Annotated in this window: 17 protein-coding genes; 12 read left to right on the forward strand and 5 right to left on the reverse strand. The window is 28.1% G+C overall.

The features are described from left to right. Positions 1 to 954 precede the first annotated feature (954 nt). The 6 genes from nth (at position 955) to dltD (ending at position 7,425) form a co-directional block, all read left to right on the forward strand. Complete coding sequence (nth, locus tag ACYUE0_RS16140) at positions 955 to 1,590, forward strand: endonuclease III (RefSeq protein ID WP_460271583.1); 636 nt, start codon at positions 955 to 957, stop codon at positions 1,588 to 1,590. A 194-nt stretch (positions 1,591 to 1,784) separates the two neighbouring features. Continuing rightward, complete coding sequence (locus ACYUE0_RS16145; protein WP_061996315.1) at positions 1,785 to 2,957, forward strand: NAD(P)-dependent malic enzyme; 1,173 nt, start codon at positions 1,785 to 1,787, stop codon at positions 2,955 to 2,957. Positions 2,958 to 3,282: 325 nt separating this feature from the next. Then, positions 3,283 to 4,803: a D-alanine--poly(phosphoribitol) ligase subunit DltA gene (gene dltA / locus ACYUE0_RS16150; RefSeq protein WP_460271585.1), complete on the forward strand. Its 1,521-nt coding sequence runs from the start codon at positions 3,283 to 3,285 to the stop codon at positions 4,801 to 4,803. After that, positions 4,800 to 5,954 carry a D-alanyl-lipoteichoic acid biosynthesis protein DltB gene (gene dltB / locus ACYUE0_RS16155; RefSeq protein WP_460271587.1) on the forward strand — a complete coding sequence of 385 codons (1,155 nt, stop codon included), beginning with the start codon at positions 4,800 to 4,802 and terminating at the stop codon, positions 5,952 to 5,954. Before dltA ends, dltB begins: the two co-directional genes overlap by 4 nt. 37 nt (positions 5,955 to 5,991) lie before the next feature. Then, positions 5,992 to 6,222, forward strand: a complete 231-nt coding sequence (gene dltC / locus ACYUE0_RS16160) for a D-alanine--poly(phosphoribitol) ligase subunit DltC (RefSeq protein WP_061997045.1) — start codon at positions 5,992 to 5,994, stop codon at positions 6,220 to 6,222. Positions 6,223 to 6,225: 3 nt separating this feature from the next. Continuing rightward, the gene (gene dltD, locus ACYUE0_RS16165; RefSeq protein WP_460271590.1) at positions 6,226 to 7,425 is read left to right on the forward strand and encodes a D-alanyl-lipoteichoic acid biosynthesis protein DltD; all 1,200 of its coding nucleotides are present in this window, start codon (positions 6,226 to 6,228) and stop codon (positions 7,423 to 7,425) included. A 176-nt stretch (positions 7,426 to 7,601) separates the two neighbouring features. Here dltD and ACYUE0_RS16170 read toward each other — a convergent pair whose 3' ends face one another. Next, a complete protein-coding gene (locus ACYUE0_RS16170; protein WP_061997041.1) occupies positions 7,602 to 8,090 on the reverse strand; it encodes a thioredoxin family protein in 489 nt (162 codons plus the stop codon). Between the two features lie 166 nt (positions 8,091 to 8,256). On the opposite strand from ACYUE0_RS16170, the gene ACYUE0_RS16175 reads away from it, so the two are divergent. The 3 genes from ACYUE0_RS16175 to ACYUE0_RS16185 all read left to right on the forward strand — a co-directional run bounded on the left by ACYUE0_RS16175 (position 8,257) and on the right by ACYUE0_RS16185 (position 11,982). Continuing rightward, positions 8,257 to 8,736: a hypothetical protein gene (locus ACYUE0_RS16175; RefSeq protein WP_460271592.1), complete on the forward strand. Its 480-nt coding sequence runs from the start codon at positions 8,257 to 8,259 to the stop codon at positions 8,734 to 8,736. A 212-nt stretch (positions 8,737 to 8,948) separates the two neighbouring features. Next, positions 8,949 to 10,169, forward strand: a complete 1,221-nt coding sequence (gene pepT / locus ACYUE0_RS16180) for a peptidase T (RefSeq protein WP_460271594.1) — start codon at positions 8,949 to 8,951, stop codon at positions 10,167 to 10,169. A gap of 577 nt (positions 10,170 to 10,746) precedes the next feature. Next, positions 10,747 to 11,982 (forward strand): S1C family serine protease, encoded by a 1,236-nt coding sequence (locus ACYUE0_RS16185; protein ID WP_460271596.1) that lies wholly within the window; start codon positions 10,747 to 10,749, stop codon positions 11,980 to 11,982. A gap of 206 nt (positions 11,983 to 12,188) precedes the next feature. On the opposite strand, the gene ACYUE0_RS16190 is transcribed toward ACYUE0_RS16185, so the two are convergent. Then, on the reverse strand, positions 12,189 to 14,177 hold the full coding sequence (locus tag ACYUE0_RS16190; RefSeq protein ID WP_460271598.1) for a fructose-1,6-bisphosphatase: 1,989 nt from the start codon (positions 14,175 to 14,177) through the stop codon (positions 12,189 to 12,191). 547 nt (positions 14,178 to 14,724) lie between these two features. On the opposite strand from ACYUE0_RS16190, the gene ACYUE0_RS16195 reads away from it, so the two are divergent. The 3 genes from ACYUE0_RS16195 to ACYUE0_RS16205 all read left to right on the forward strand — a co-directional run bounded on the left by ACYUE0_RS16195 (position 14,725) and on the right by ACYUE0_RS16205 (position 17,469). Continuing rightward, a complete protein-coding gene (locus tag ACYUE0_RS16195; RefSeq protein ID WP_460271600.1) occupies positions 14,725 to 15,105 on the forward strand; it encodes a CoA-binding protein in 381 nt (126 codons plus the stop codon). A 945-nt stretch (positions 15,106 to 16,050) separates the two neighbouring features. Then, positions 16,051 to 16,623: a LemA family protein gene (locus ACYUE0_RS16200; RefSeq protein WP_061996808.1), complete on the forward strand. Its 573-nt coding sequence runs from the start codon at positions 16,051 to 16,053 to the stop codon at positions 16,621 to 16,623. A 12-nt stretch (positions 16,624 to 16,635) separates the two neighbouring features. Continuing rightward, complete coding sequence (locus ACYUE0_RS16205; RefSeq protein ID WP_061996806.1) at positions 16,636 to 17,469, forward strand: TPM domain-containing protein; 834 nt, start codon at positions 16,636 to 16,638, stop codon at positions 17,467 to 17,469. A gap of 50 nt (positions 17,470 to 17,519) precedes the next feature. Here the strand turns inward: ACYUE0_RS16205 and ACYUE0_RS16210 are convergent, their stop codons facing one another. The 3 genes from ACYUE0_RS16210 to ACYUE0_RS16220 form a co-directional block, all read right to left on the reverse strand. Continuing rightward, on the reverse strand, positions 17,520 to 18,104 hold the full coding sequence (locus ACYUE0_RS16210; RefSeq protein WP_460271605.1) for a DUF4230 domain-containing protein: 585 nt from the start codon (positions 18,102 to 18,104) through the stop codon (positions 17,520 to 17,522). Positions 18,105 to 18,496: 392 nt separating this feature from the next. Then, entirely contained in the window at positions 18,497 to 19,519 is a 1,023-nt protein-coding gene (gene tsaD / locus ACYUE0_RS16215; RefSeq protein WP_460271603.1) for a tRNA (adenosine(37)-N6)-threonylcarbamoyltransferase complex transferase subunit TsaD, read from the reverse strand. Between the two features lie 144 nt (positions 19,520 to 19,663). After that, positions 19,664 to 20,293, reverse strand: coding sequence for a RusA family crossover junction endodeoxyribonuclease (locus ACYUE0_RS16220; RefSeq protein ID WP_061996800.1), 630 nt, complete (start codon positions 20,291 to 20,293; stop codon positions 19,664 to 19,666). Positions 20,294 to 21,251: the final 958 nt, after the last annotated feature.

Here is a 21,251-nt window from a genome sequence, read left to right on the forward strand (position 1 = left end):
CATTTGTGATGGAGCCAATGCTTAGAGGCATTGCTTGCTTAGGTGTGTTACTAAAACTGAATAATGGGGACCGACTTCGATTGCTATTGGAGAAAAATTAAAATTAACAAAAGCATATATCCCAAAGTATAGCAAAGTAGCCAATTACGTGTCTGTCCCTCTTGTGATGGAGGCAGAACTTTGAGTGATTGCTTGCTTAGTTGAGGTAGAGAGTTTGGAAAAATTGACAATGGACAAAGGACAATTGACAATGATGGAGGAAACTGGATTCCAGTTTCTTTCAACTTAAGGGAGTAAAAATTGAGTTTTAGAGACAAAACAAACTAAAACTATATTCAAAATGTACAACCGTAACAAATGGGACAGGCACGAATGGTTTATCTATATAAAAATAAAAATCAGCTCTTTGGATTTAATTACCATAAATAAAAAAAGGTTAGCCAGTCCCCAGGTAGCTACTATGTAGCGTAGTTGTTCGGGACTGGCTTTGATGTTTTAGATAGAAGTATAAAATTATGAGAGCATCAAGTGTTAGCGAAGAAAATAAATTTACCGTGCCTGTCCCATTTGTTATGGAGCTAAGACTGTAATTTATTACTTATTTAGATTTTATTAGCAAAACTAGATTCAAAAGTACGTTTAACATTACTAGGAACAAAGTGAGTAGTAATAACCACAACTATTAACTTTTCACTTTTAACTAAAGGGGTCCCTCTTTTGATGGCATAAAAATTTTGTATAATTGCTTAATTAAGTTTTGTACTTTATTTAAATTAAATATTTAATAAGATTAATTTTTCCTTTAAGAGATAAAACTAATAAAAATAGTAATCGATAATTGATTTACAGAACAAACTAAAGTACCATAAATATGTTATAATACATATTAACAAATAAAAATTATTGATTACCTTTATAATCTTAAAATTATATATTAATGAAAGGATTAAAATTATGAATAAAAAAACTAGAGACGAAGTTTTAAAAATATTAAGTGAAGTTTATGCTGGTGTTACTTGTGGATTAACTTTTAATAGCCCCTTTGAATTATTAATATCTACTATATTATCTGCTCAATGTACTGATGAAAGGGTAAACATAGTTACTAAAGAATTGTATAAAGACTACAATACGCCAGAGGCAATAGTAAAGCTTACAGAAGAAGAACTAGGCGAAAAAATTAGAAGTTGTGGATTTTATAGAAATAAAAGCAAAAATATAATTGGTTGTTGCAAAATGCTTCTAGAAAAATATGATGGAAAAGTACCAAGTGAAATGGAAGAACTTATAAAATTACCTGGAGTAGGAAGAAAAACAGCAAATGTAGTTATGTCCAATGCATATGGAAAGCCAGCTATAGCAGTAGATACTCATGTATTTAGGCTTTCAAATAGAATAGGTATAGCAAAAGGAAAAAATGTAGAAGAAGTTGAAGAAAAATTAATGAAAAACATCCCTAAAGATATGTGGAGTGATGCTCATCACTACTTAATATGGCATGGAAGGAAAATATGCAATGCTAGAAAACCAAAGTGTGAAACCTGTCCAATTATTCAATATTGCGAATATTACAATGGAAAAAGTAACTAGCATAAGTTATAATTTATATAGATAATAAATTTTTTTTAACCTATAAGATAGGAATCTAAAATCAACCCTTAAATCACATCTGGAAGATTTTGATTCTTAGAAATTTGATGACAAGCTTATAAATATTTCAAGTTGACGTATGCTTTAAAAAGTTAGCTTGTTTTACTTAATATATCATAAGGGGTGTTTTAAAAATGTCTATAGCAGAAGAAGCTTTAAAAATACACAAAGAAAAAAGAGGAAAATTAGAAGTAGTTGGTAAGATGAAAGTTGAATGTAGCAAAGATTTATCTTTAGCTTATACTCCAGGTGTTGCAGAGCCTTGTGTTCAAATCGCAAAAAATAAAGAAGCAGTTTATGACTATACAATTAAAGGGAATACAGTAGCAATAGTTTCAAATGGTACTGCCGTTTTAGGACTTGGAAATATAGGGGCAGAAGCTTCTATACCAGTAATGGAAGGAAAGGCTTTACTTTTTAAAGAATTTGGAGGTATAGATGCATTTCCGATATGTTTAGATACTGAAGACCCAGAAGAAATTATAAAAACTGTAAAACTATTATCACCAGTTTTTGGAGGTATAAATTTAGAAGACATAAAAGCGCCTGAGTGTTTTTATATAGAAAAAAGATTAAAAGAGGAATTAGATATACCAGTATTCCATGATGACCAACACGGAACAGCAGTAGTAGTTCTATCAGGAATATACAATGCATTAAAAGTTGTAAACAAAGAGTTAGAAGATGTTAAAATAATAATAAATGGTGCAGGTTCAGCAGGTATAGCTATTTGTAAGTTGCTTTTAAATGCTGGAGCTAAAAACATAATTATGTGTGATAGACATGGAGCAATAACAGAAAATCAAGATTTTATAAATGATGCTCAAAAAGCAATAGCAAAAGTTACTAATAGAGAAATGGCAGAGGGTGAGCTTAAAGATGTAATAAAAGGTGCAGATATATTTATAGGAGTTTCAGCACCAGGAATATTAACAAAAGAAATGGTAAGTTCAATGAATAAAGATTCTATAGTATTTGCTATGGCAAATCCAGTGCCAGAAATAATGCCAGATTTAGCTAAAGAAGCTGGTGCAAGGATTGTAGCAACAGGACGTTCAGATTTTGACAACCAAATAAATAATGTTCTAGTATTCCCAGGAATATTTAAAGGGGCATTAGAAGTTAGAGCAACAGAAATAACAGAAGAAATGAAACTTGCTGCAGCTAGAGGAATAGCAGGACTAATAAAAGAAGAAGAGTTAAGTGAAACTTATATAATACCAAAAGCTTTAGATAAAAGAGTTTCAGATTCAGTTTCAAAAGAAGTAAAAAGAATAGCAAGAGAATGTGGAGTAGCACGAATTTAATAAAATTATTTTCTTAAAATTCGTGAATATAAAAAAATAAAAAGGTAATAATATAATTACCCATCTTAATTACATTAGGCATATAAATTATAACTTTTTAAAGTTGGAGATAGTTTATATGCCTATATGAAATGATTTAATGATTTCCAATTTTCTCAAACTACCCTAAAATGTCTATTCATATGAGTAGACATTTTTTTATTTTTTAAACAATATTTAAAAAAAATGAAAAATATATAAATATATACAAAATATTTACAAAAAATAATCAGAATAGTATACTTAAAGTTGTTTAGAAAATTAATATAATAAGTGGAGGGAAAAAATGAGCTTAATTAAATGTATAGATGATTATGGAATACATAGTAGCAATAAAATGGCCCATATAAGTGAAGATAACTCAATAACTTATGGCGATTTGAAAAAGTATTCTGATGCATTAGCAAATTACTTATTAAAAAATTATGGCAATGAGAACACACCTATATTAGTTTATGGTCATAAAGAAAATGAAATGCTTTGTAGCTTTATAGGTATTGTGAAATCTGGACATTCTTATGTACCTATTGATAGTTCACTGCCAGTTGAAAGAGTAAGGGATATAATTGAAGTATCTCAGCCACATATAATTATATCCATTGAAGAAATGCCTTTTGAATTAGAAAATATAAAAATAATAAATTATAACACTCTTATAGAAATATTTAAAACTAGTGAAGTGGAAAGCATATCAGAGGAATACTACGTAAAAAAAGAAGATGTATATTATAGTATATTTACATCTGGAAGTACAGGTAGACCTAAAGGAGTGCAAATTACTTTAGGATGTCTTGAAAGTTTTGTTAAGTGGGGATTAAGTTTATGTAATGATAAAGAAAAGGTATTCATGAACCAAGCTCCATTTTCATTTGATTTATCAGTTATGGATACTTACTTAAGTTTAGCAAGTGGTTCAACACTTTATAGTATAAATAAAAAGATGATAAGCAATATGAAAGAGCTTTTTAAAAGCTTTGAAACATCTAATATAACAACGTGGGTATCTACACCATCTTTTGCTGATATGTGCTTATCAGATAGTAACTTTAATGAAAAGCTGTTAGATAAATTAGACACTATGTTATTTTGTGGAGAAACTTTAACTAATTCCACAGTTTCTAAAATAAGACAAGCATTTCCTAAAGTAAAAATATATAATACTTATGGACCAACAGAGTCTACAGTGGCAATAACTTCTATAGAGGTTACTGATAAGATAAATGAGGATTTTGCTCCACTACCTGTAGGATATAGCAAAGAAAATACATGGCTATATATTATGGATGAAAATAAAAACATATTACCGGAAGGTGAAAAAGGAGAAATTATAATAGTTGGGGATAGCGTAAGCATAGGGTATATGAACAACGAAGAGATAAATAAAAAGTCCTTTGGAACTATGGAAATTAACGGTAAAACATATAGAATGTACAAAACTGGAGATAAAGGATATATGAAAGATAATCTTTTATTCTATTGTGGAAGATTAGATTTTCAGGTGAAACTAAATGGATATAGGATAGAACTTGAAGACATAGAGAACAACATAAAAAATATAGATTTTATAGATAACACAATAGTATTACCACATGAAAAAGAAGGAAAAATTCAATATTTAATAGGTGTTGTAACATTAACTAAAAGAGTTGAAGAAAAAGATTTTAAAATAGTATCTAATATAAAAAATAAATTAAAAGAATATATACCAGAATACATGATTCCAAGAAAATTTGTAATTAAGGAAACATTGCCAATGACTCCAAATGGAAAAGTTAATAGAAGAGCACTAATGGAGGAAATGAAATGATACCATTTGATGGATTACTATTCTTTTATATTGTCTCTTTATTAATATTACCTATTATAATTATGGGGCTTAAAGGTAAAAAAATCACTAATTACAGCATGATGGTAAATGTTGTAATGATACTTATGATTTTTTCAAGTTCCCAAAAGCAATTAGGACAACTAGTTATATTTTATATATTACAATTGTTATTAGTTAAAAGTTATATTGTAATACGTAAACGTAACGATTCAAGAAAAATACTTTGGGTAATGATAATTTTATCATTATTACCGCTAATTTTAGTAAAATGGGGACATGTTATATCAAGTCAACCTAAAGGCTTTTTCGGATTTTTAGGGGTTTCCTATTTATCATTTAAATCATTACAAATGCTAATAGAAATATATGACGAATTAATAAAAGAGGTTAAAGTATTAGACTTTACTTATTTTATGTTATTCTTTCCTACAATAAGTTCAGGACCTATAGATAGATCAAGAAGATTTACAGAGGATATATCAAAGCCAATTGAAAAAGATGAATATAAACTTCTTTTAAAAGAGGGTATACTAAAGATTTTCCTTGGGGTTCTATATAAATTCGTAATAGGTGCTCTTATATATAGCTTATGGATGAGTAAAATTGGTGAAGATAAAAATTTATTAAATATAGTAAGTTATATGTATGCCTATAGTTTTTACTTATTCTTCGACTTTGCAGGATATAGTTTAATGGCTATAGGGTTAAGTTATATTATGGGAATAAAAGCTCCAGATAACTTTAATTTACCGTTTATAAGTAAGGATATAAAAGACTTTTGGAATAGATGGCATATGTCTTTATCCTTTTGGTTTAGGGATTATTTTTATACAAGATTTGTAATGTCCGCACTAAAAGGTAAATGGTTTAAAAGTAGGTATACAGCATCTTACATAGGATTTATATTAATAATGACTACAATGGGAATATGGCATGGAACTGAAATCTTTTATATAATCTATGGATTGTATCAAGGATGTTTAATAGTCTTAACGGATTATTATCAAAGAAAAAGTAAATTCCATAAAAAAAACAAAAAGAAAAATTGGTATATATGTTTAACAACATTTGTAACATTCAATTTAGTTTGTTTTGGATTTTTAATATTTTCAGGATATTTATTTAAATAAGATATAAAAAACTTTAATTTTAGGAGGATAATGAATTATGAAGGAAAAAATATTAGATATAATGGTTGAAATTACAGGAGTAGATGAAATAAAAGAGGATTTAGACATTGAACTTTTTGAAGAAGGAATTTTTGATTCTCTTGCAATAGTAGAATTTTTAATTGAATTAGAGAAGCAATTAGGTCTAAAAATTGAGCCAACAGAAATTGAAAGAGAGGATATAGAAACTCCAAATAAAGCAATAGAGTTTATTACTAAAAGGAGTTAAGTTATGAAAAACGCTGTAAGAACTATAATTGGTATAGGATTATTTTTTGTTTTATCCATAGGTTTTCTTACTGGTAGTCAAATTTATTTAAAGTCAAAATTAGAATCAAAATATAATGACAATGTAGATAAAGCACTAGCTAAAGATTTATCTGTAGATAAATTCCAAGGGATATATATACAAAATAAGGAATTAGAAAATAACAATTTAATGTTGTATGGTTCATCAGAACTGTCAACAACATTTATACCACAGCATCCAAACAACTTTTATTTAGATAAAGAAAGTAACTATAATATTAGTGTTATAGGAAGAGGACATTGCCAAAGTATTATACATGCTATCAACACAGGTGCTTTAAATAATACTTCTAGCAATAAAAAAATAGCATTTGTACTATCACCGCAGTGGTTTACAGAAGATGGACTATCTAAAGAAGGATTTGAAGCTAATTTTTCTGAACTTCAATTTTATAAATTAATGAATAATAAAAATATTAGTAAAGAATTAAAGTTAAAAATATGTGCTAGAATAATCCAGTTTACTGATGAATCTTCTAACCTAAAAAACATAAAATTGTATTCAAAGCTATACTCTAACAATAATATTATTTCTAATATAGGTTTAGGACTTTTAAAACCATATTATTATATTAAAGAGGAAGCATTATATACTTTAGATTTAAAACAAAGCTTAGATAAAATAAATGAAGTTAAAGATGAAGAATCTAAAGTTAATAAAAAGCCAATAGATTGGACAAGCCAATTAGAACAAGCAGTAAAAGAAGGCGAAAAAGCTGCAACTAATAATGAATATGGTGTTTATGATAGTTATTTTGAAAAATATATAAAAAATGATTATGAAAAACTTAAAGGATCATATAAAACATTAAAATATACAGAATCACCAGAGTACAATGATTTAGATTTATTGATAGAAATATGTAAAGAAACTGGTGTAAAACCATTATTAATATCTGTTCCAGTACATTCTAAGTGGTATGATTACTGTGGATTTGATAAAAATAATAAAGAAGAATATTATGAAAAAATAAGAGAAATAGCTCTAAAAAACAATATAGAACTATTGGATTTATCTGAGAAGGAAAATGAAAAATATGTGTTATGTGACATAATGCATTTAGGCTGGAAAGGATGGGTATACATAAATGAAGAAATTGACCAATATTATAATGAAAATTAAGTCAATTATTTTAAATAATAATATATACTTATCAATATTTTGTTCTATGGTAATAGTAAGTTTAATGTGTACATTCCTAATATTAGGTGTTCAAACAGGTGAATATATATATAGCCAGTTCTAAAAAGTGTAAAAGAGTTTTAACTTTAGTGTTAAAACTCTTTTATTTTTTATATCTATAATATTATTTCAAGTAAATCTTTTTCTATTAAATCGTTAAACTTACCAGCTCTATACTCATTAATAAGAGCCTCTCTTTCATCCTTAGATAGCTTTATCATTTTTTCAGTAAGTTCTTTTGGAATTTCAACATATGCACCTTTAGGATTCATATCTTTATCAAAAGTTATGACTGTAGGGATAGATTTTCTTCCTACAGCTTCTTCTAAAAAATCTTCATATCCAGTCCTAGGTAGGTAATGAACTTTTAAGTTTTCATTTTCTTCACTAAATCTTTGAATAAAAGGTACTGTAACTATACAATCAGGGCAAAAACCTTCTGTAAAAACAACCATATTAACTTCTTCATCTAAAGATTTCATGCTGTTTTTGCAGTATTCTGATAAAGATGTATTCTCATAGGCTTCATTTTGAATATCCCCATAAGTTTCTTGAGATTTTTTTAAATATTCTTTAAAATCCAGAGATTTTGATAAATTTAGCATAAAAAACCCTCCTATAAAATTAGTTATAAAAATATTATCATATTAAATTTGAAAATTAAAGGGCAAGAAAATTAATTACGATAATGAGTATATGGCATAAATTAAATATAATACATAATATAAAAAAAAGTTAAAAAGTATTTTTTATAATTAAGGGGGATTTTTTATGATAGTTTCAGAAAATAATATTAGTAGTTCAATTAATGTGGCTAATGGTATGAAAAAAAATAAGAATAAAATTAAACCATTACAAATGTTAAAAGATAATATGAATAAAATTCATGAAAAAGTTATGGAAGAAAATATAAGTAAAGATAATCCTAAAAGTTTTAATTCAAATAAATGTCAGTATGTTCTAGAAATGGGATATGTATGTGTTTATACTACGGATAAGGAAGGAAAGAAAAAACTAGTTGATAGAATTCCATTAAAAAAAGCAAGCCCAGAGATGTTATCAAAAGTTGAAAATATTAGCATGATGGATATATTAATGCTTAATGATATGAAGAAAGAAGATATGGTCAAGGAAAATAAAAAGAAAAAAATAGAAAATAATAGTAAGAATAATGAGGTAATTAAGGTTGAAAGTAATAGCAATGATAATGTTGGTGAAAGTATAGGGACCAGTGAATTTGGTGGAGAGTAAAGAAATTAAATAACTGTTATCAATGATTATTGCGATTAATAATATAAACATAGAATAAAATTTTAATTGATAGAGAAAATATAATTGAGAAAAATGTTAAAATTTTATGAAAAGAATGTATTTTGTGTAAAGCAACAATACTTTAAATTGTAAATCTATCATGTTATAATAATAGAAAGTATTACAAATTTTGATAAAGGTAGGGAAAAATAATGTCTAAATTACTAGAAAGATTTTTAGGTTATGTTAAATATGATACTCAAAGTGATGAAGCATCATCAACACTTCCAAGCACAAAAAGTCAATTAGAATTTGGAAAAGTTTTATTAGAAGAATTAAAATCAATAGGTATGAGTGATGTTAAAGTTGATGAAATGGGGTTTGTTATAGCAACATTGCCATCAAATATGGAAAAAGAAGTTCCAACAGTAGGATTCTTGGCTCATATGGATACAGCACCAGATTATTCAGGTAAAAACGTAAATCCTCAAATAATCGAAAATTATGGTGGAGAAGATATAAAACTAAATGAAGATACAACATTAGCAGTTAAAGATTTTCCTGAAATCAAAAAGTATGTTGGCAAAACAATAATAACAACTGATGGAACAACGTTATTAGGTGGGGATGATAAAGCTGGTATAGCTGAAATAATGACAGCTATGGAATACTTAATAAATAATCCAGAAATAAAACATGGAACAATTAAAGTTGCTTTCACACCAGATGAAGAAATAGGAACAGGATGTAATAACTTTAACGTTCCTGCATTCAATGCTGATTTTGCTTATACATTAGATGGTGGTGAAGTTGGAGAAATATCTTATGAAACTTTCAATGCAGCTGGAGCAGTAGTTACATTTAATGGAGTAAACGTACATCCAGGTTCAGCTAAAGGAAAAATGAAACATTCTGGAATAATAGCTATGGAATTCTTTAATGAATTACCAGAAAACCAAAGACCAGAAACAACTGAAGGTTATGATGGATTTTTCATGTTAACAGATATGAATGTAACAGTTGAAAAATCTGTTCAAGAATATATAATAAGAGACTTTGATATGGATAAATTCAAAGCTAAAAAAGCTACAATGGAAGCTTTAGTTAAAAAATATAATGAAAAATATGGTGAAGGTACAGTTGTTTTAGATATGTCAGATACATACTATAATATGGCTGAAAAAATCAAAGAGCAATATCATATAGTAGAAACTGCAGTAGAAGCAATTAAATCCTTAGAAATAGAAGCATTAGTATTACCAATCAGAGGTGGTACTGATGGATCAAAACTTTCATTTAAAGGACTTCCAACTCCAAATTTATTCACTGGCGGACATAACTTCCATGGAAAATTTGAATATATTGTAAAAGAATCAATGGAAAGTGCAGTTCAAGTAGTATTAAAAATAATAGAATTATATTCTAATAAATAATAAATATAAAAAAGATGACTAAATTTGGTCATCTTTTTTGTTTTTATATAGGTATTATAAGATTTGATTAAGATAATAATATAAATAGAATTTAATTCATGGATATATAGAAATAAGCTCTATTTAAATTTGTTCCTCAAATTTTTGTTATCAGTTGATAAAAATAAGTTTAGTTAAGAATTATGAATTAAGAATTATGAATTAAGAATATAGGATGAAAGTGGCAACCACTTTCTGAAAATGATTTAAAAAATCTATCAATATAATTTGTTTTGCAAATTTATAAAAAGATACGTTGAGAATTACTAGGAACGAAGTGAGTAGTAATAACCATAACTGTTAACTAGTCACTCTTAACTTTTAACTAAAACAATCTGTTAGTTATTGATAAAATATTAATTTGAGTTTTCTCATTTGATAAATGAATAACTTTAAAACTTAACTTGGAACTCTATAATATAGAAGCTTGTCTTTAAATTGTCAAATAGAAGTCATTAAACTGTCAATTATAAGACACAAAATTGACATAAAATTGAACTAAAATTTAGTCATAAGGTTGAAGTGAGGGGTTGATAATATGAGCGATACAAATGAAAACAACTTAAATAATATGGAAGTGAAAAATAATACTAATGAAGAATTAGAGAAAACATTTATAGATAATGCACAATATACAGTGAATGATAATAATTATTCATATAATCCACCACCAAAGAAAAAAAAGAACAAAAAAAGAGGCATTGGACCTTATATAGCAATAGGACTTATATGTTCTACATTAGGTGGCGGAATTGGAGGCGCAGTTACTTATACAGCGTTAAGACATAATAATCAGTCATCACCAGTTCAAGAAAAGTCAAATAATAACGTTTCTACAACTCCTATAAGTGCAGGTGATTATATGAACATACCAGATGTTGTTGAAAAAGTATCACCAGCAGTAGTAGGCGTTGCAACAAAATCTTTCCCAAAAAACTTTGCAGGATGGCAAACATCCCCTCAAGAAGGTATAGGGTCAGGATTTATATTTAATGAAGAAGGACTAATATTAACTAACTATCATGTTGTTGAAGGTGCAAGTGAAGTTAATGTAATACTTAGTACTGGTGAGGAAGTTTCGGCTAAAGTTGTAAACTATAATGAGGATGCAGATTTAGCAGTTGTAAAAATAACTAAAAAAGATGTGAAAATACCAGGAGTTTTAACATTTGGAAACTCCGATGATATAAAAGTAGGAGAACAGGTTATAGCTATAGGAAGTCCATTATCCAAAGATTTCTCAGGTTCAGTAACAACAGGAATTATTAGTGCTGTTAATAGAGAAATGCAATTTGAAAATGGAAAAACACTAAAATTAATACAAACAGATACAGCTATAAACCCAGGAAATAGTGGAGGTCCACTGCTTAACTCAAAAGGTGAAGTAGTAGGAATAAATACAGCCAAAATACAAGCACAAGGTGTTGAAGGATTAGGATTCTCAATTCCGATAAATGCAGCAAAAGAAAAGCTTGATATCTTAACAAAACCAATATTAAAACTTGGAATACAGTGTAAAGATATTGATGAAGCTTTATCCAAACAATATAATATCCCACAAGGTATTTATATTGCAGGAGTAGAAGATTTTAGTGCAGCTCAAAAGGCAGGAATACAACCTGGAGACGTAATAGTGAAGTTTGATGGAAAAGATGTCAAAACAGTAGCTGAAATTAATGCGCTAAAAGAAAAACATGAAGAAAATGATACAGTCCCTGTAGAATATATAAGGGACGGAAAAACTATGAAAGCTAACATAAAGCTTGAGGCTTAACTTAAACTTTATGTTTTGCCTAACCAATCCATTATTTTACGACGATGAGTTAACAAAAGATCCCCCTTAATCTATTGTTAATAGACCAATAAAATTCCTTAATAATGGATAGGTTAATATATATTATAGGTTACAAAAATTAACCTCATCTCCCTTTAACTTATACAAACCCAAAAAAAGATAGCTAATTTAGCTATCTTTTTTAGTTATTTTAATTCTTTAATTAAGCCTTTTCTATATGCAGTAAGAAGTTTTTCAAGCTCTGATATTTGCTCTATAAGTTCTTTGCCAATATCTGTATCTATAACCCTTTTTCTAGTTTTAGTAGTTTCAAGTATAACAGATGAAGATAGAATATCTTTTCCTTCTTCTATAGCTTTTTGGGTAGATTCAAAAGGTTCATGAGAAACTAGTTGTAATCCATAGGAATTATATATTAAAGTGTAACCCGCAAGGCCAGTTTCTCTTTGATATGCCTTAGAAAATCCGCCATCTATAACTAAAAGTTTTCCACCAGCTTTTATAGGACTTTCCCCTTTTACAACTTTAACAGGCACATGACCATTTATTATATGACTATCTAAAGGATCAAGTCCAAATTCAGTTAAAATCATATCACAAATTTCTTCTTTATCTCTAAACTTGAAATAAGCATCCTTAAATTCAGTATGAGTTGTTTTATCATCAACAAAATATCTTTCAAAGGTAGCCATTTTAGTTTTACCAAATAGCGGTGAATCTTCACCACACCATAAATACCAAAGAAAATCTAATGAATATAAATCTTTTTCAGAATTACCTTTATTAAAGTAACCTTCTCTAGCAAGTCTATCAGCCATATCTAAATATGCCTTTCCAGAATATTCTTTTCCAGAAAGTTTAGCTTTCCTAAAATTGCCATGTTCATCTAGAGGAATACATGCATGATATAAAAGATTAGAATTGCAAACAAGATATAAACTGCCTTTAGAATATAAATATCTAACATGCTTTTGTAGTTTATCACTATTTATAAAAGAAGATTTTAATCTTAAAACTAAAGAGCTTTCTTCTTTAGTAAGCTTATAAGGGTCTTTTATATCTATTGTAGGGAAATTAGTATCATTAAGAGGATATTCTTTTCCATCTACAAGTACAGTTCCTTTTTCCAAGTTCATTTTGTCTAAAAGAAGTCTATGTTCCATATTAAATGAAGGACGTCTTTTAATAACTTGACCTTCTAACTTGAATTGAATAACAGAAATAGCTTTATGCATTTGAGCCATAAGTTTTAAATCTGTTTCTTTATAACTTCCAGCAGTTATTTTAGGCTTGAATGATTTACAAGGGTCATTCCCATAAGTATCCATTGCAAAAGTTGCCAGCGGAAGTAAATTAACACCATAGCCATCTTCTAATGTTTCAAGATTAGCATATCTTGTAGAAATACGAATAACGTTTGATATACAGCACTCATTTCCAGCTGCGGCTCCCATCCATAAAATATCATGGTTCCCCCATTGAATATCAATAGAACTATATCTCATAAGACTTTCCATAATTATATGGGCTCCAGGACCTCTATCATAAATATCCCCAACAATATGAAGTCTATCTACTGTCAATCTTTGAATTACATTGCATATGGCTATAATAAATTCTTTAGCACGACCAATCCTAATAATTGTATCTAAGATTCCATTAAAGTATTCTAGTTTATTTGGCCTAGTTTCTTGTTCATTTAAAAGCTCATCTATAATATAAGCAAAATCAGGTGGCAGTGTTTTTCGTACCTTAGATCTTGTATATTTTGAAGAAACTATTTTGCAAATTTCGATAAGTCTATATAAAGTAATTCTATACCAATCATCAACTTCTTTTTCTTGATTTATTATAAGTTCTAACTTTTGCTCAGGATAATATATTAAGGTGCATAATTCTTTTCGTTCACTTTCTTTTAAAGTATTACCTAAAATATCATTAACCTTTCTTTTAATAACTCCAGATGCATTTTTTAAAACGTGGTTAAAAGCTTCATATTCACCATGTATATCTGTAAGAAAATGCTCAGTACCTTTAGGTAAATTAAGAATAGCCTGCAAGTTAATTATTTCAGTACATGCATCTGAGATAGTAGGGAATTTATGTGATAAAAGTTTAAGATATCTTAAATCATCTTCAAGCATATCCACACTTATTTCATTCATAGCTAACATAAGAAAACTCCTTTCGAATTAGACAAATTTATAGTCAGAAAAATTTATAGTTTAAATTGAGTATTAAAATGAATAAAATTAATTTTTCATCTGTCCTCAGTAATTTTCATAATTTAATTATAGGGTTCCAAGTTGATTTTTAAAATTGAACCCAAAAAACAGTGAGCATATGCTCAAAGTATCTTAATTTCTAAATAAATTTAAGTTTATTAAATTGATTTAATCTTATTTTACTATAAGGATGTTAAAGTCATCTTTTATTTTATGCATTATAAATTTCAAACATCCCAAATTTACAACTATAGTAATTGAAGTATTAAAACATCTTAAGTACAATAAAAGACATTTAGATTTGAGCTTGTTCACTATATAACTATATTTAAACACAATAATGTATCATTTATATTAATAGTATATAACATATAGCCAAATAATGTAACATTTATTTTTGGAAAATAAGTAATTATTTATATAGTAAACAATCTAATTGAATAAATTATTTAAAACTAAGAAAACCTATAAATAAAAATACAAAGGAGAAATTAAAATGGTTGATGAAATGTTGCAGTTAAAAGTTTGGGCCGTAGTAGGTGCATCTGACGATGAAAGTAAATTTGGATATAAAATTCCTAAAAGATTACGTGAAAAAGGGTATACAGTTTATGGAATAAATCCTAAAGGCAAAGCAATAGATGGAATTGAAGTATATCCATTAATAACTGATTTACCGCAAAAACCAGATGTTGTTAATATGATAGTAAATCCTAAAATATCATTAAGTACTTTAGATCAAATAAAAGAAGCTGGAATAGAAAACGTATGGTTTCAACCAGGATCATTTGATAAAGAAGTATTAGATAAAGCAAGAGCTCTTGGATTAAACATAGAATTAAATCATTGTGCATATGTAGAACTAAATAACATATAAAAAATAGCTAGTCTCGAATTAGCAGCTTTGCTACTTAGTTGTTCGGGACTGGCTTTGGTGTTTTTGTTAAGGAATACAAAATTATAAGAGTAACAAATATTAGCGAATAAAATAAACTTATCGTGCCTGTCCCATTTGTGATGGAGATGATACTTAGAAATATTGATTGCTAAGAAGTCTAGCTAAAACTGTAGTATTAGGGACTGACTTTGAGTGTTATTTGAGAAAACTAAAATCAACAAAAGTATCTATCCCAAAGTATAGCAAAGTAGCCAATTACGCGTCTGTCCCTCTTGTGATGGAGATAGAACTTTGTATAATTGCTTACTTAGTTGAGGTAGAGATTTAAAAAAAATTGACAATGGACAAAGGACAATTAAAAAAATTAAGGATTAAGAATTATGAATTAAGAATTTAGGAAGAAACTGGACTACCAGTTTCTTTTGAATTAGAAGGAGTAAAATTTGAGTTTTAGAGATAAAACAAACAAAAGCTATATTCAAAAGTGCACATCCGTAACAAGAAGGACAGGCGTACCTAAGTATATTTTCCATAAGTTATTTTTACAGTGAAATCATAATGTTATCAATAAAACCTAAAGTAATCAAAGCTAGTCCTAAAAAATACGTTTAGAATTATTAGGAACGAAGTGAGTAGTAATAACCACAACTATTAACTTTTAACTCTTAACTCTTAACTAGCAAAGCATTACAACTCTTAACTCTTAACTGAAAAAGTCCCACGACTTTTAACTAAATATTCAAAAGAACAAATAAAAATTTAAATTTATGTTTAAAATTATATATATAAGCATAAAATATATAAGATTAAAAAGTATAAATTAAATTATATATTGCATATTTATAAGAAAATTGTAAATATTACTTTTCAAATTCTGAAAAAAGTATATAATAATATCTAAATATAAAAAAAGGATGGGATTTTATGAAAAAGAAATCAATGAGTATAGTTATAGCAATACTAGTAATTATAGCTATTATAATTTTCCCACTAGTATCAAGCTATAATAGCTTTGTAAGTTTAGAAGAACAAGTAAACACTGTTGCATCTGATTTAGATGCTCAATTACAAAGAAGAGCGGATTTAATTCCTAACTTAGTTTCAACTGTTAAAGGGTATACAACACATGAGGAAGAAGTATTAACATCTATAGCAGATGCCAGATCAAAGCTTGCAGGTGCAGGAACAATGGAAGAAAAAGCAGCTGCAGATTCAGAACTTTCTAATTCATTATCAAGACTTTTAGTTGTAGTGGAGAATTATCCAGAGTTAAAGGCAAATGAAAACTTTAAAGATTTAACAGTAGCTCTAGAAGGTACAGAAAACAGAATAGCCATAAAGAGAGAAGATTATAATAATGTAGTTTCACAATACAATAAAAAAATTAAAAGGTTCCCAGGCAACATAGTAGCATCAATGTTTGGTTTTGAAGAAAAACAATATTTCAAAGCAGCCGAAGGAGCAACAGAGGTTCCTAACGTTGACTTCAATAAGTAGTGAGAAGTTAATATGAAAAATTTAATAAAAAGAATATCAGCATTTTTAATTTTTTTATTTGTATGTATAACTCCATTAAGTGCATTTTCAATAGAATATGAGAGCCCAACAAAATATAAATATATAAATGATTATGTTGGAATAATGGATGAAAAAACACGAGATGAAATTATTTCTATAGGTAAAGAATTAGAAGATAAAACTTCAGCACAATCAACTATAGTAATAATAAATTCATTACAAGGAAATTCAATAGAAGATTATGCAAATAAACTTTTTAGACAGTGGGGAATAGGAACGAGTGAAAAAGATAATGGACTACTAATACTAATGGCAATAGAAGATAAACAATATAGAGTAGAAGTAGGTAGAGGATTAGAAGGTGCAATAACTGATATTTATAGTAACAGAGTAATGGAAGGTGAAGCAAAACCTTATTTCAAGGAAGGTGATTACTCAACGGGACTATTAAATGCATATAAAGTATTTGCACAGGATATTGCAACAGAATATAATCAAACATTATCTTATGATTACTCTCCACAAGAAAATTATAAAGAAGGTTCACAATCTGATGGTGAATCAGCCATCTTAATAGGGATAATTGTTTTTATCATATTAGGAGATGCGCTTTTTAATAAAGGAAGATTAATGTCTTTACTTTTCTTACGTAGAAGAAGAGGACGCTATTATGGAACAGGACCAATTATAAGAAATAATCGTAAAAATGATGATGATGACGACTTTTTCGGACCCTTTGGTGGTGGAGGAGGTTCATCAGGTGGTGGATTTGGAGGCTTTGGTGGAGGAAGCTCAAATGGTGGAGGTTCTTCAGGAAGCTGGTAAAATAAAAAGTTATGAAAATAGATTTCTATTTTCATAACTTTTTTGTTATGTTAATAAAATTTTATTGATACATCATATCCTAAATTCTTGAAAAAATCTTTTAAAAAATTTTCAGTAGATATATTTACTTCATCAAGAAAGCCTTTATCAATAATTTCATTTTCTTTTTCATTTTTAGATTTACAAATTTCATTAAAAATTTCATTGCTTTTCAAAGGATTAAAAAGAGAATTTTTTTCATTTAAAGTAGAAATTTTATCCTCAATGACTACATGGTCTAAAATCTTTGAATTAGGAATAGACAGAGTAGCTTTATTCCCATTTATTTTAAGTTTACTTTCTTTTAAAGAAACTCCAGCTTTTATATATCCATCATATTTTAAAACAAAAGATTTTTCAGTAAAGGGGATATCTATATCATTAAACTTTAAATTATCCTTCACAGAAATAATATTAGAATAATCGTATTTAACAGTAACAAGTTCATTAATGCTTACAAGTTGCTGAAATATTGTTTCAGTAGAATCTTTCCTGTGAGATTTAAAAGGAGTTTTAAAAGATAAAATAAATAAAAGAACTACTATAACAATTATTAAAAGTCCTATTATTTTAGATTTAAAAGAAACTTTCTTGATAAAAACACCTCCTTAAAGATTAAAAAAAACTTTTTAGCTTATACCATTAAGTTTTATTTGTCAATTGAGAAAAATGAATAGTAAAAATCATTGAGAATTATGACTTTTAGAATTTAATTAAGTTAAAATATTCTCACTTGATAAAGATATAAATTAAAAGTTTAGATTGAAACCCTACATATATATATATGAAAAAAATGACAAAAAATTACTTAATGGTTAAGTTTTTATAAAATATGGATAGAGAGGTTTACACTTTACTAGGATAGTGATAAATTTAAGTTAGCACAATTAACCATATAGCTTTAAGTTTGGAATGTTTTGTCTTGAATTAAACATTCCTAAAAATGGATAAAAACAAAAATAACACCAGTTAAACTGGTGTTATTTGTTTATCTTTGCCCTAATTTTAAATTTGGAATTGCATTTAATGTTAAATCAGATGTTCTTCCACAATTATATTCAAAATATGCAGCACTTCCTATCATTGCAGCATTGTCTGTACATAATATAGGTTTTGGGAATAAAACTTTTATTCCTTCCTTCTCACATTCATTTATCATAGTTGCTCTTAGACAACTGTTAGAAGCAACGCCTCCAGCTATAGCTATTTTATCAACATTTTTTATTTTACAAGCTTTAATAGCATTTTCAACTAAGACTTCAACTACTGATTTTTGGAAAGATGCAGCAACATCTGGTATATTAATTTCTTCATTTTTCATTTCAGCTTTATTTAGATAATTTAAAACTGAAGATTTTACTCCACTGAATGAAAAATCTAAGCACTCCTGATGAAAGTTAGCCTTAGGAAATTTTATTGCATTATTATTTCCTTCTTTAGCTATTTTATCAATTTTAGGACCACCAGGGTAACCAAGACCTAAAGCACGAGCTACTTTATCATAAGCTTCACCGGCAGCATCATCTTTTGTTTCACCCATAACTTCAAATTCACCGTAATCTTTCATATGTACTACAAATGTGTGGCCACCTGAAACAACTAGTGTTACAAATGGAGGCTCTAACTCTTTATATTCAATAAAGTTAGCACTTATGTGACCCTCAATGTGATTTACACCTATTAAAGGGATATTAAGAGCATAAGCTAAAGATTTGGCATACTGAAGACCAACAAGTAAAGCACCAACAAGACCAGGTCCGTAAGTAACACCAACAGCATCTATTTCATTTAAAGTTACATTAGCTTCATCTAAAGCTTCTTGAACAACAGCACTGATTGCTTCAATATGTTTTCTAGAAGCAACCTCAGGAACAACACCACCAAATTTTTCATGAGTAGAAATTTGTGATGCTATAACATTAGACAAAACTTCCCTACCGTCCACAACAACTGCAGCAGAAGTTTCATCACAACTAGATTCTATAGATAATATCTTAAAATTTTCTTTCATAGCATAAACACCTCGTTCTTATGACAATTCAATTAATACATATTTAATTAAATAATAAAGTTTAGTTATATTATTTAATTAAATGTGCTTAATAAGAGAAACTCTATTATGATTATATACTTTTATAAGCTTTATAATCAAATATTAGAACAGTTTTTTGAAGCATTTTTTACAAAGAATAGTTTTTCCTTTATTTGCAGATATAGCATTCTCCTTAGATACTGACCTTTGACATATCTCACAACATAAAACTTCTTTGGAGACAGATTTTGGAGATGTAACTTTTTTTAATTGATTAGGATTTTTTGTCTTTGAGTTAGAAGGAGGATTATACTCTATAGTTTCGTCTTTTATATCACGTTTCTCTATTGAATAATTCATCTTATATGTACTTTCACCGAATAACTCTAGCTCAAACCTAGGGTTTTTCTCATCATAAAATTCCTCTATAATTAATCGCCTAACTTGAGCATCATTAACTATAAGCCCACTTTTTTCTACACCATCAAAAATGCTTTTAGTTATGTTATTGGTATCAGGATGACGTTTTTTAGACTTATAAAAAACTTTTAAAACTGCAATTAAGGCTTCAGATAAAACAATTCCAGGGTTTTGAACCCTACATTCATATGCAATTTCTTCCTCATAAAGTGCATATCGATCATGATACTTACCGGAATTATAAGGGAGAATAGCCCTACCATTCATATTAAATAATTTAAAATTAGATTTTGAAATAGGGGAACCCTTAACTATAACTTTTGCATAACTCATAAAATCCTCCAAACTACAATCGAATATATGTATATAACTTATATGTATAGTTTAAAAGTAAATCTTAAATTTTTCAACAAGCCACAAAACTTACTTTAAAAAAATTAGGAGTTAAGAAGGAAACTGAACTTTAGTAAATTAACAATGGGCAAAGGAAAATCAATTAGGAATTGACATTTGACAATTAAAAAATTAAGGATTAAGAATTAGGAATTAAGAATTCAGGAGGAAAGTGGCAATCACTTTCTTTGAAATTGTTGGGGACTGGCTTTGAGTTATTGTGTTAGTAATATAAATTTAGGAGAGCATCAAGTATTGACGAAAAAAATAAACTTACCGTGCCTGTCCCATTTGTGATGGAGGCAGAACTTAGTGGATTAATTGGTTAGTTGAGATAAGTAGTTTAAAAAATTGACAATGGACAAAGGACAATTGACAATGTTGGTTGAAACTGGACTACCAGTTTCTTAGAATTTAACGGAGTAAAATCTGAGTTTAGGATATAAAACAAACAAAGTTAGATTCATGGTTCACAGCCGTAACAAATGGGACAGGCACGAATGGTTTATCTATATAAAAATAAAAATCAGCTCTTTGGATTTGGTTACCATGAATAAAAAAGTTAGCCAGTCCCCAGGTAGCTACTATGTAGCGTAGTTGTTCGGGACTGGCTTTGATTTATTAGTTGAAAAATATAAAATTAGGAGAGCATCAAGTGTTAGCGAAGAAAATAAACTTACCGTGCCTGTCCCATTTGTGATGGAGGTAGAACTTAGGGAATTGATTGGTTAGTTGAGATAAGTAGTTTAAAAAATTGACAATGGACAAAGGACAATTGACAATGTTGGAGGAAACTGGACTACCAGTTTCTTTGAATTAGAGGGAGTAAAATTTGAGTTTAGGATATAAAACCAAACAAAAGCTATATTCAAAGTGCACAGCCGTAACAAGAAGGACA

The organism is Clostridium sp. CTA-19 (assembly GCF_054767855.1).

Excerpts from the sequence above, each read along its gene's own strand:
- ACYUE0_RS16195 (WP_460271600.1), top strand. The coding sequence starts at position 14,725 with ATGGTTGATGAAATGTTGCAGTTAAAAGTTTGGGCCGTAGTAGGTGCA.
- ACYUE0_RS16175 (WP_460271592.1), top strand. The coding sequence starts at position 8,257 with ATGATAGTTTCAGAAAATAATATTAGTAGTTCAATTAATGTGGCTAAT.
- ACYUE0_RS16185 (WP_460271596.1), top strand. The coding sequence starts at position 10,747 with ATGAGCGATACAAATGAAAACAACTTAAATAATATGGAAGTGAAAAAT.
- ACYUE0_RS16205 (WP_061996806.1), top strand. The coding sequence starts at position 16,636 with ATGAAAAATTTAATAAAAAGAATATCAGCATTTTTAATTTTTTTATTT.
- ACYUE0_RS16145 (WP_061996315.1), top strand. The coding sequence starts at position 1,785 with ATGTCTATAGCAGAAGAAGCTTTAAAAATACACAAAGAAAAAAGAGGA.
- nth (WP_460271583.1), top strand. The coding sequence starts at position 955 with ATGAATAAAAAAACTAGAGACGAAGTTTTAAAAATATTAAGTGAAGTT.
- tsaD (WP_460271603.1), bottom strand. The coding sequence starts at position 19,519 with ATGAAAGAAAATTTTAAGATATTATCTATAGAATCTAGTTGTGATGAA.
- ACYUE0_RS16200 (WP_061996808.1), top strand. The coding sequence starts at position 16,051 with ATGAAAAAGAAATCAATGAGTATAGTTATAGCAATACTAGTAATTATA.
- dltC (WP_061997045.1), top strand. The coding sequence starts at position 5,992 with ATGAAGGAAAAAATATTAGATATAATGGTTGAAATTACAGGAGTAGAT.
- pepT (WP_460271594.1), top strand. The coding sequence starts at position 8,949 with ATGTCTAAATTACTAGAAAGATTTTTAGGTTATGTTAAATATGATACT.
- ACYUE0_RS16220 (WP_061996800.1), bottom strand. The coding sequence starts at position 20,293 with ATGAGTTATGCAAAAGTTATAGTTAAGGGTTCCCCTATTTCAAAATCT.
- dltB (WP_460271587.1), top strand. The coding sequence starts at position 4,800 with ATGATACCATTTGATGGATTACTATTCTTTTATATTGTCTCTTTATTA.
- ACYUE0_RS16170 (WP_061997041.1), bottom strand. The coding sequence starts at position 8,090 with ATGCTAAATTTATCAAAATCTCTGGATTTTAAAGAATATTTAAAAAAA.
- dltD (WP_460271590.1), top strand. The coding sequence starts at position 6,226 with ATGAAAAACGCTGTAAGAACTATAATTGGTATAGGATTATTTTTTGTT.
- dltA (WP_460271585.1), top strand. The coding sequence starts at position 3,283 with ATGAGCTTAATTAAATGTATAGATGATTATGGAATACATAGTAGCAAT.
- ACYUE0_RS16190 (WP_460271598.1), bottom strand. The coding sequence starts at position 14,177 with ATGTTAGCTATGAATGAAATAAGTGTGGATATGCTTGAAGATGATTTA.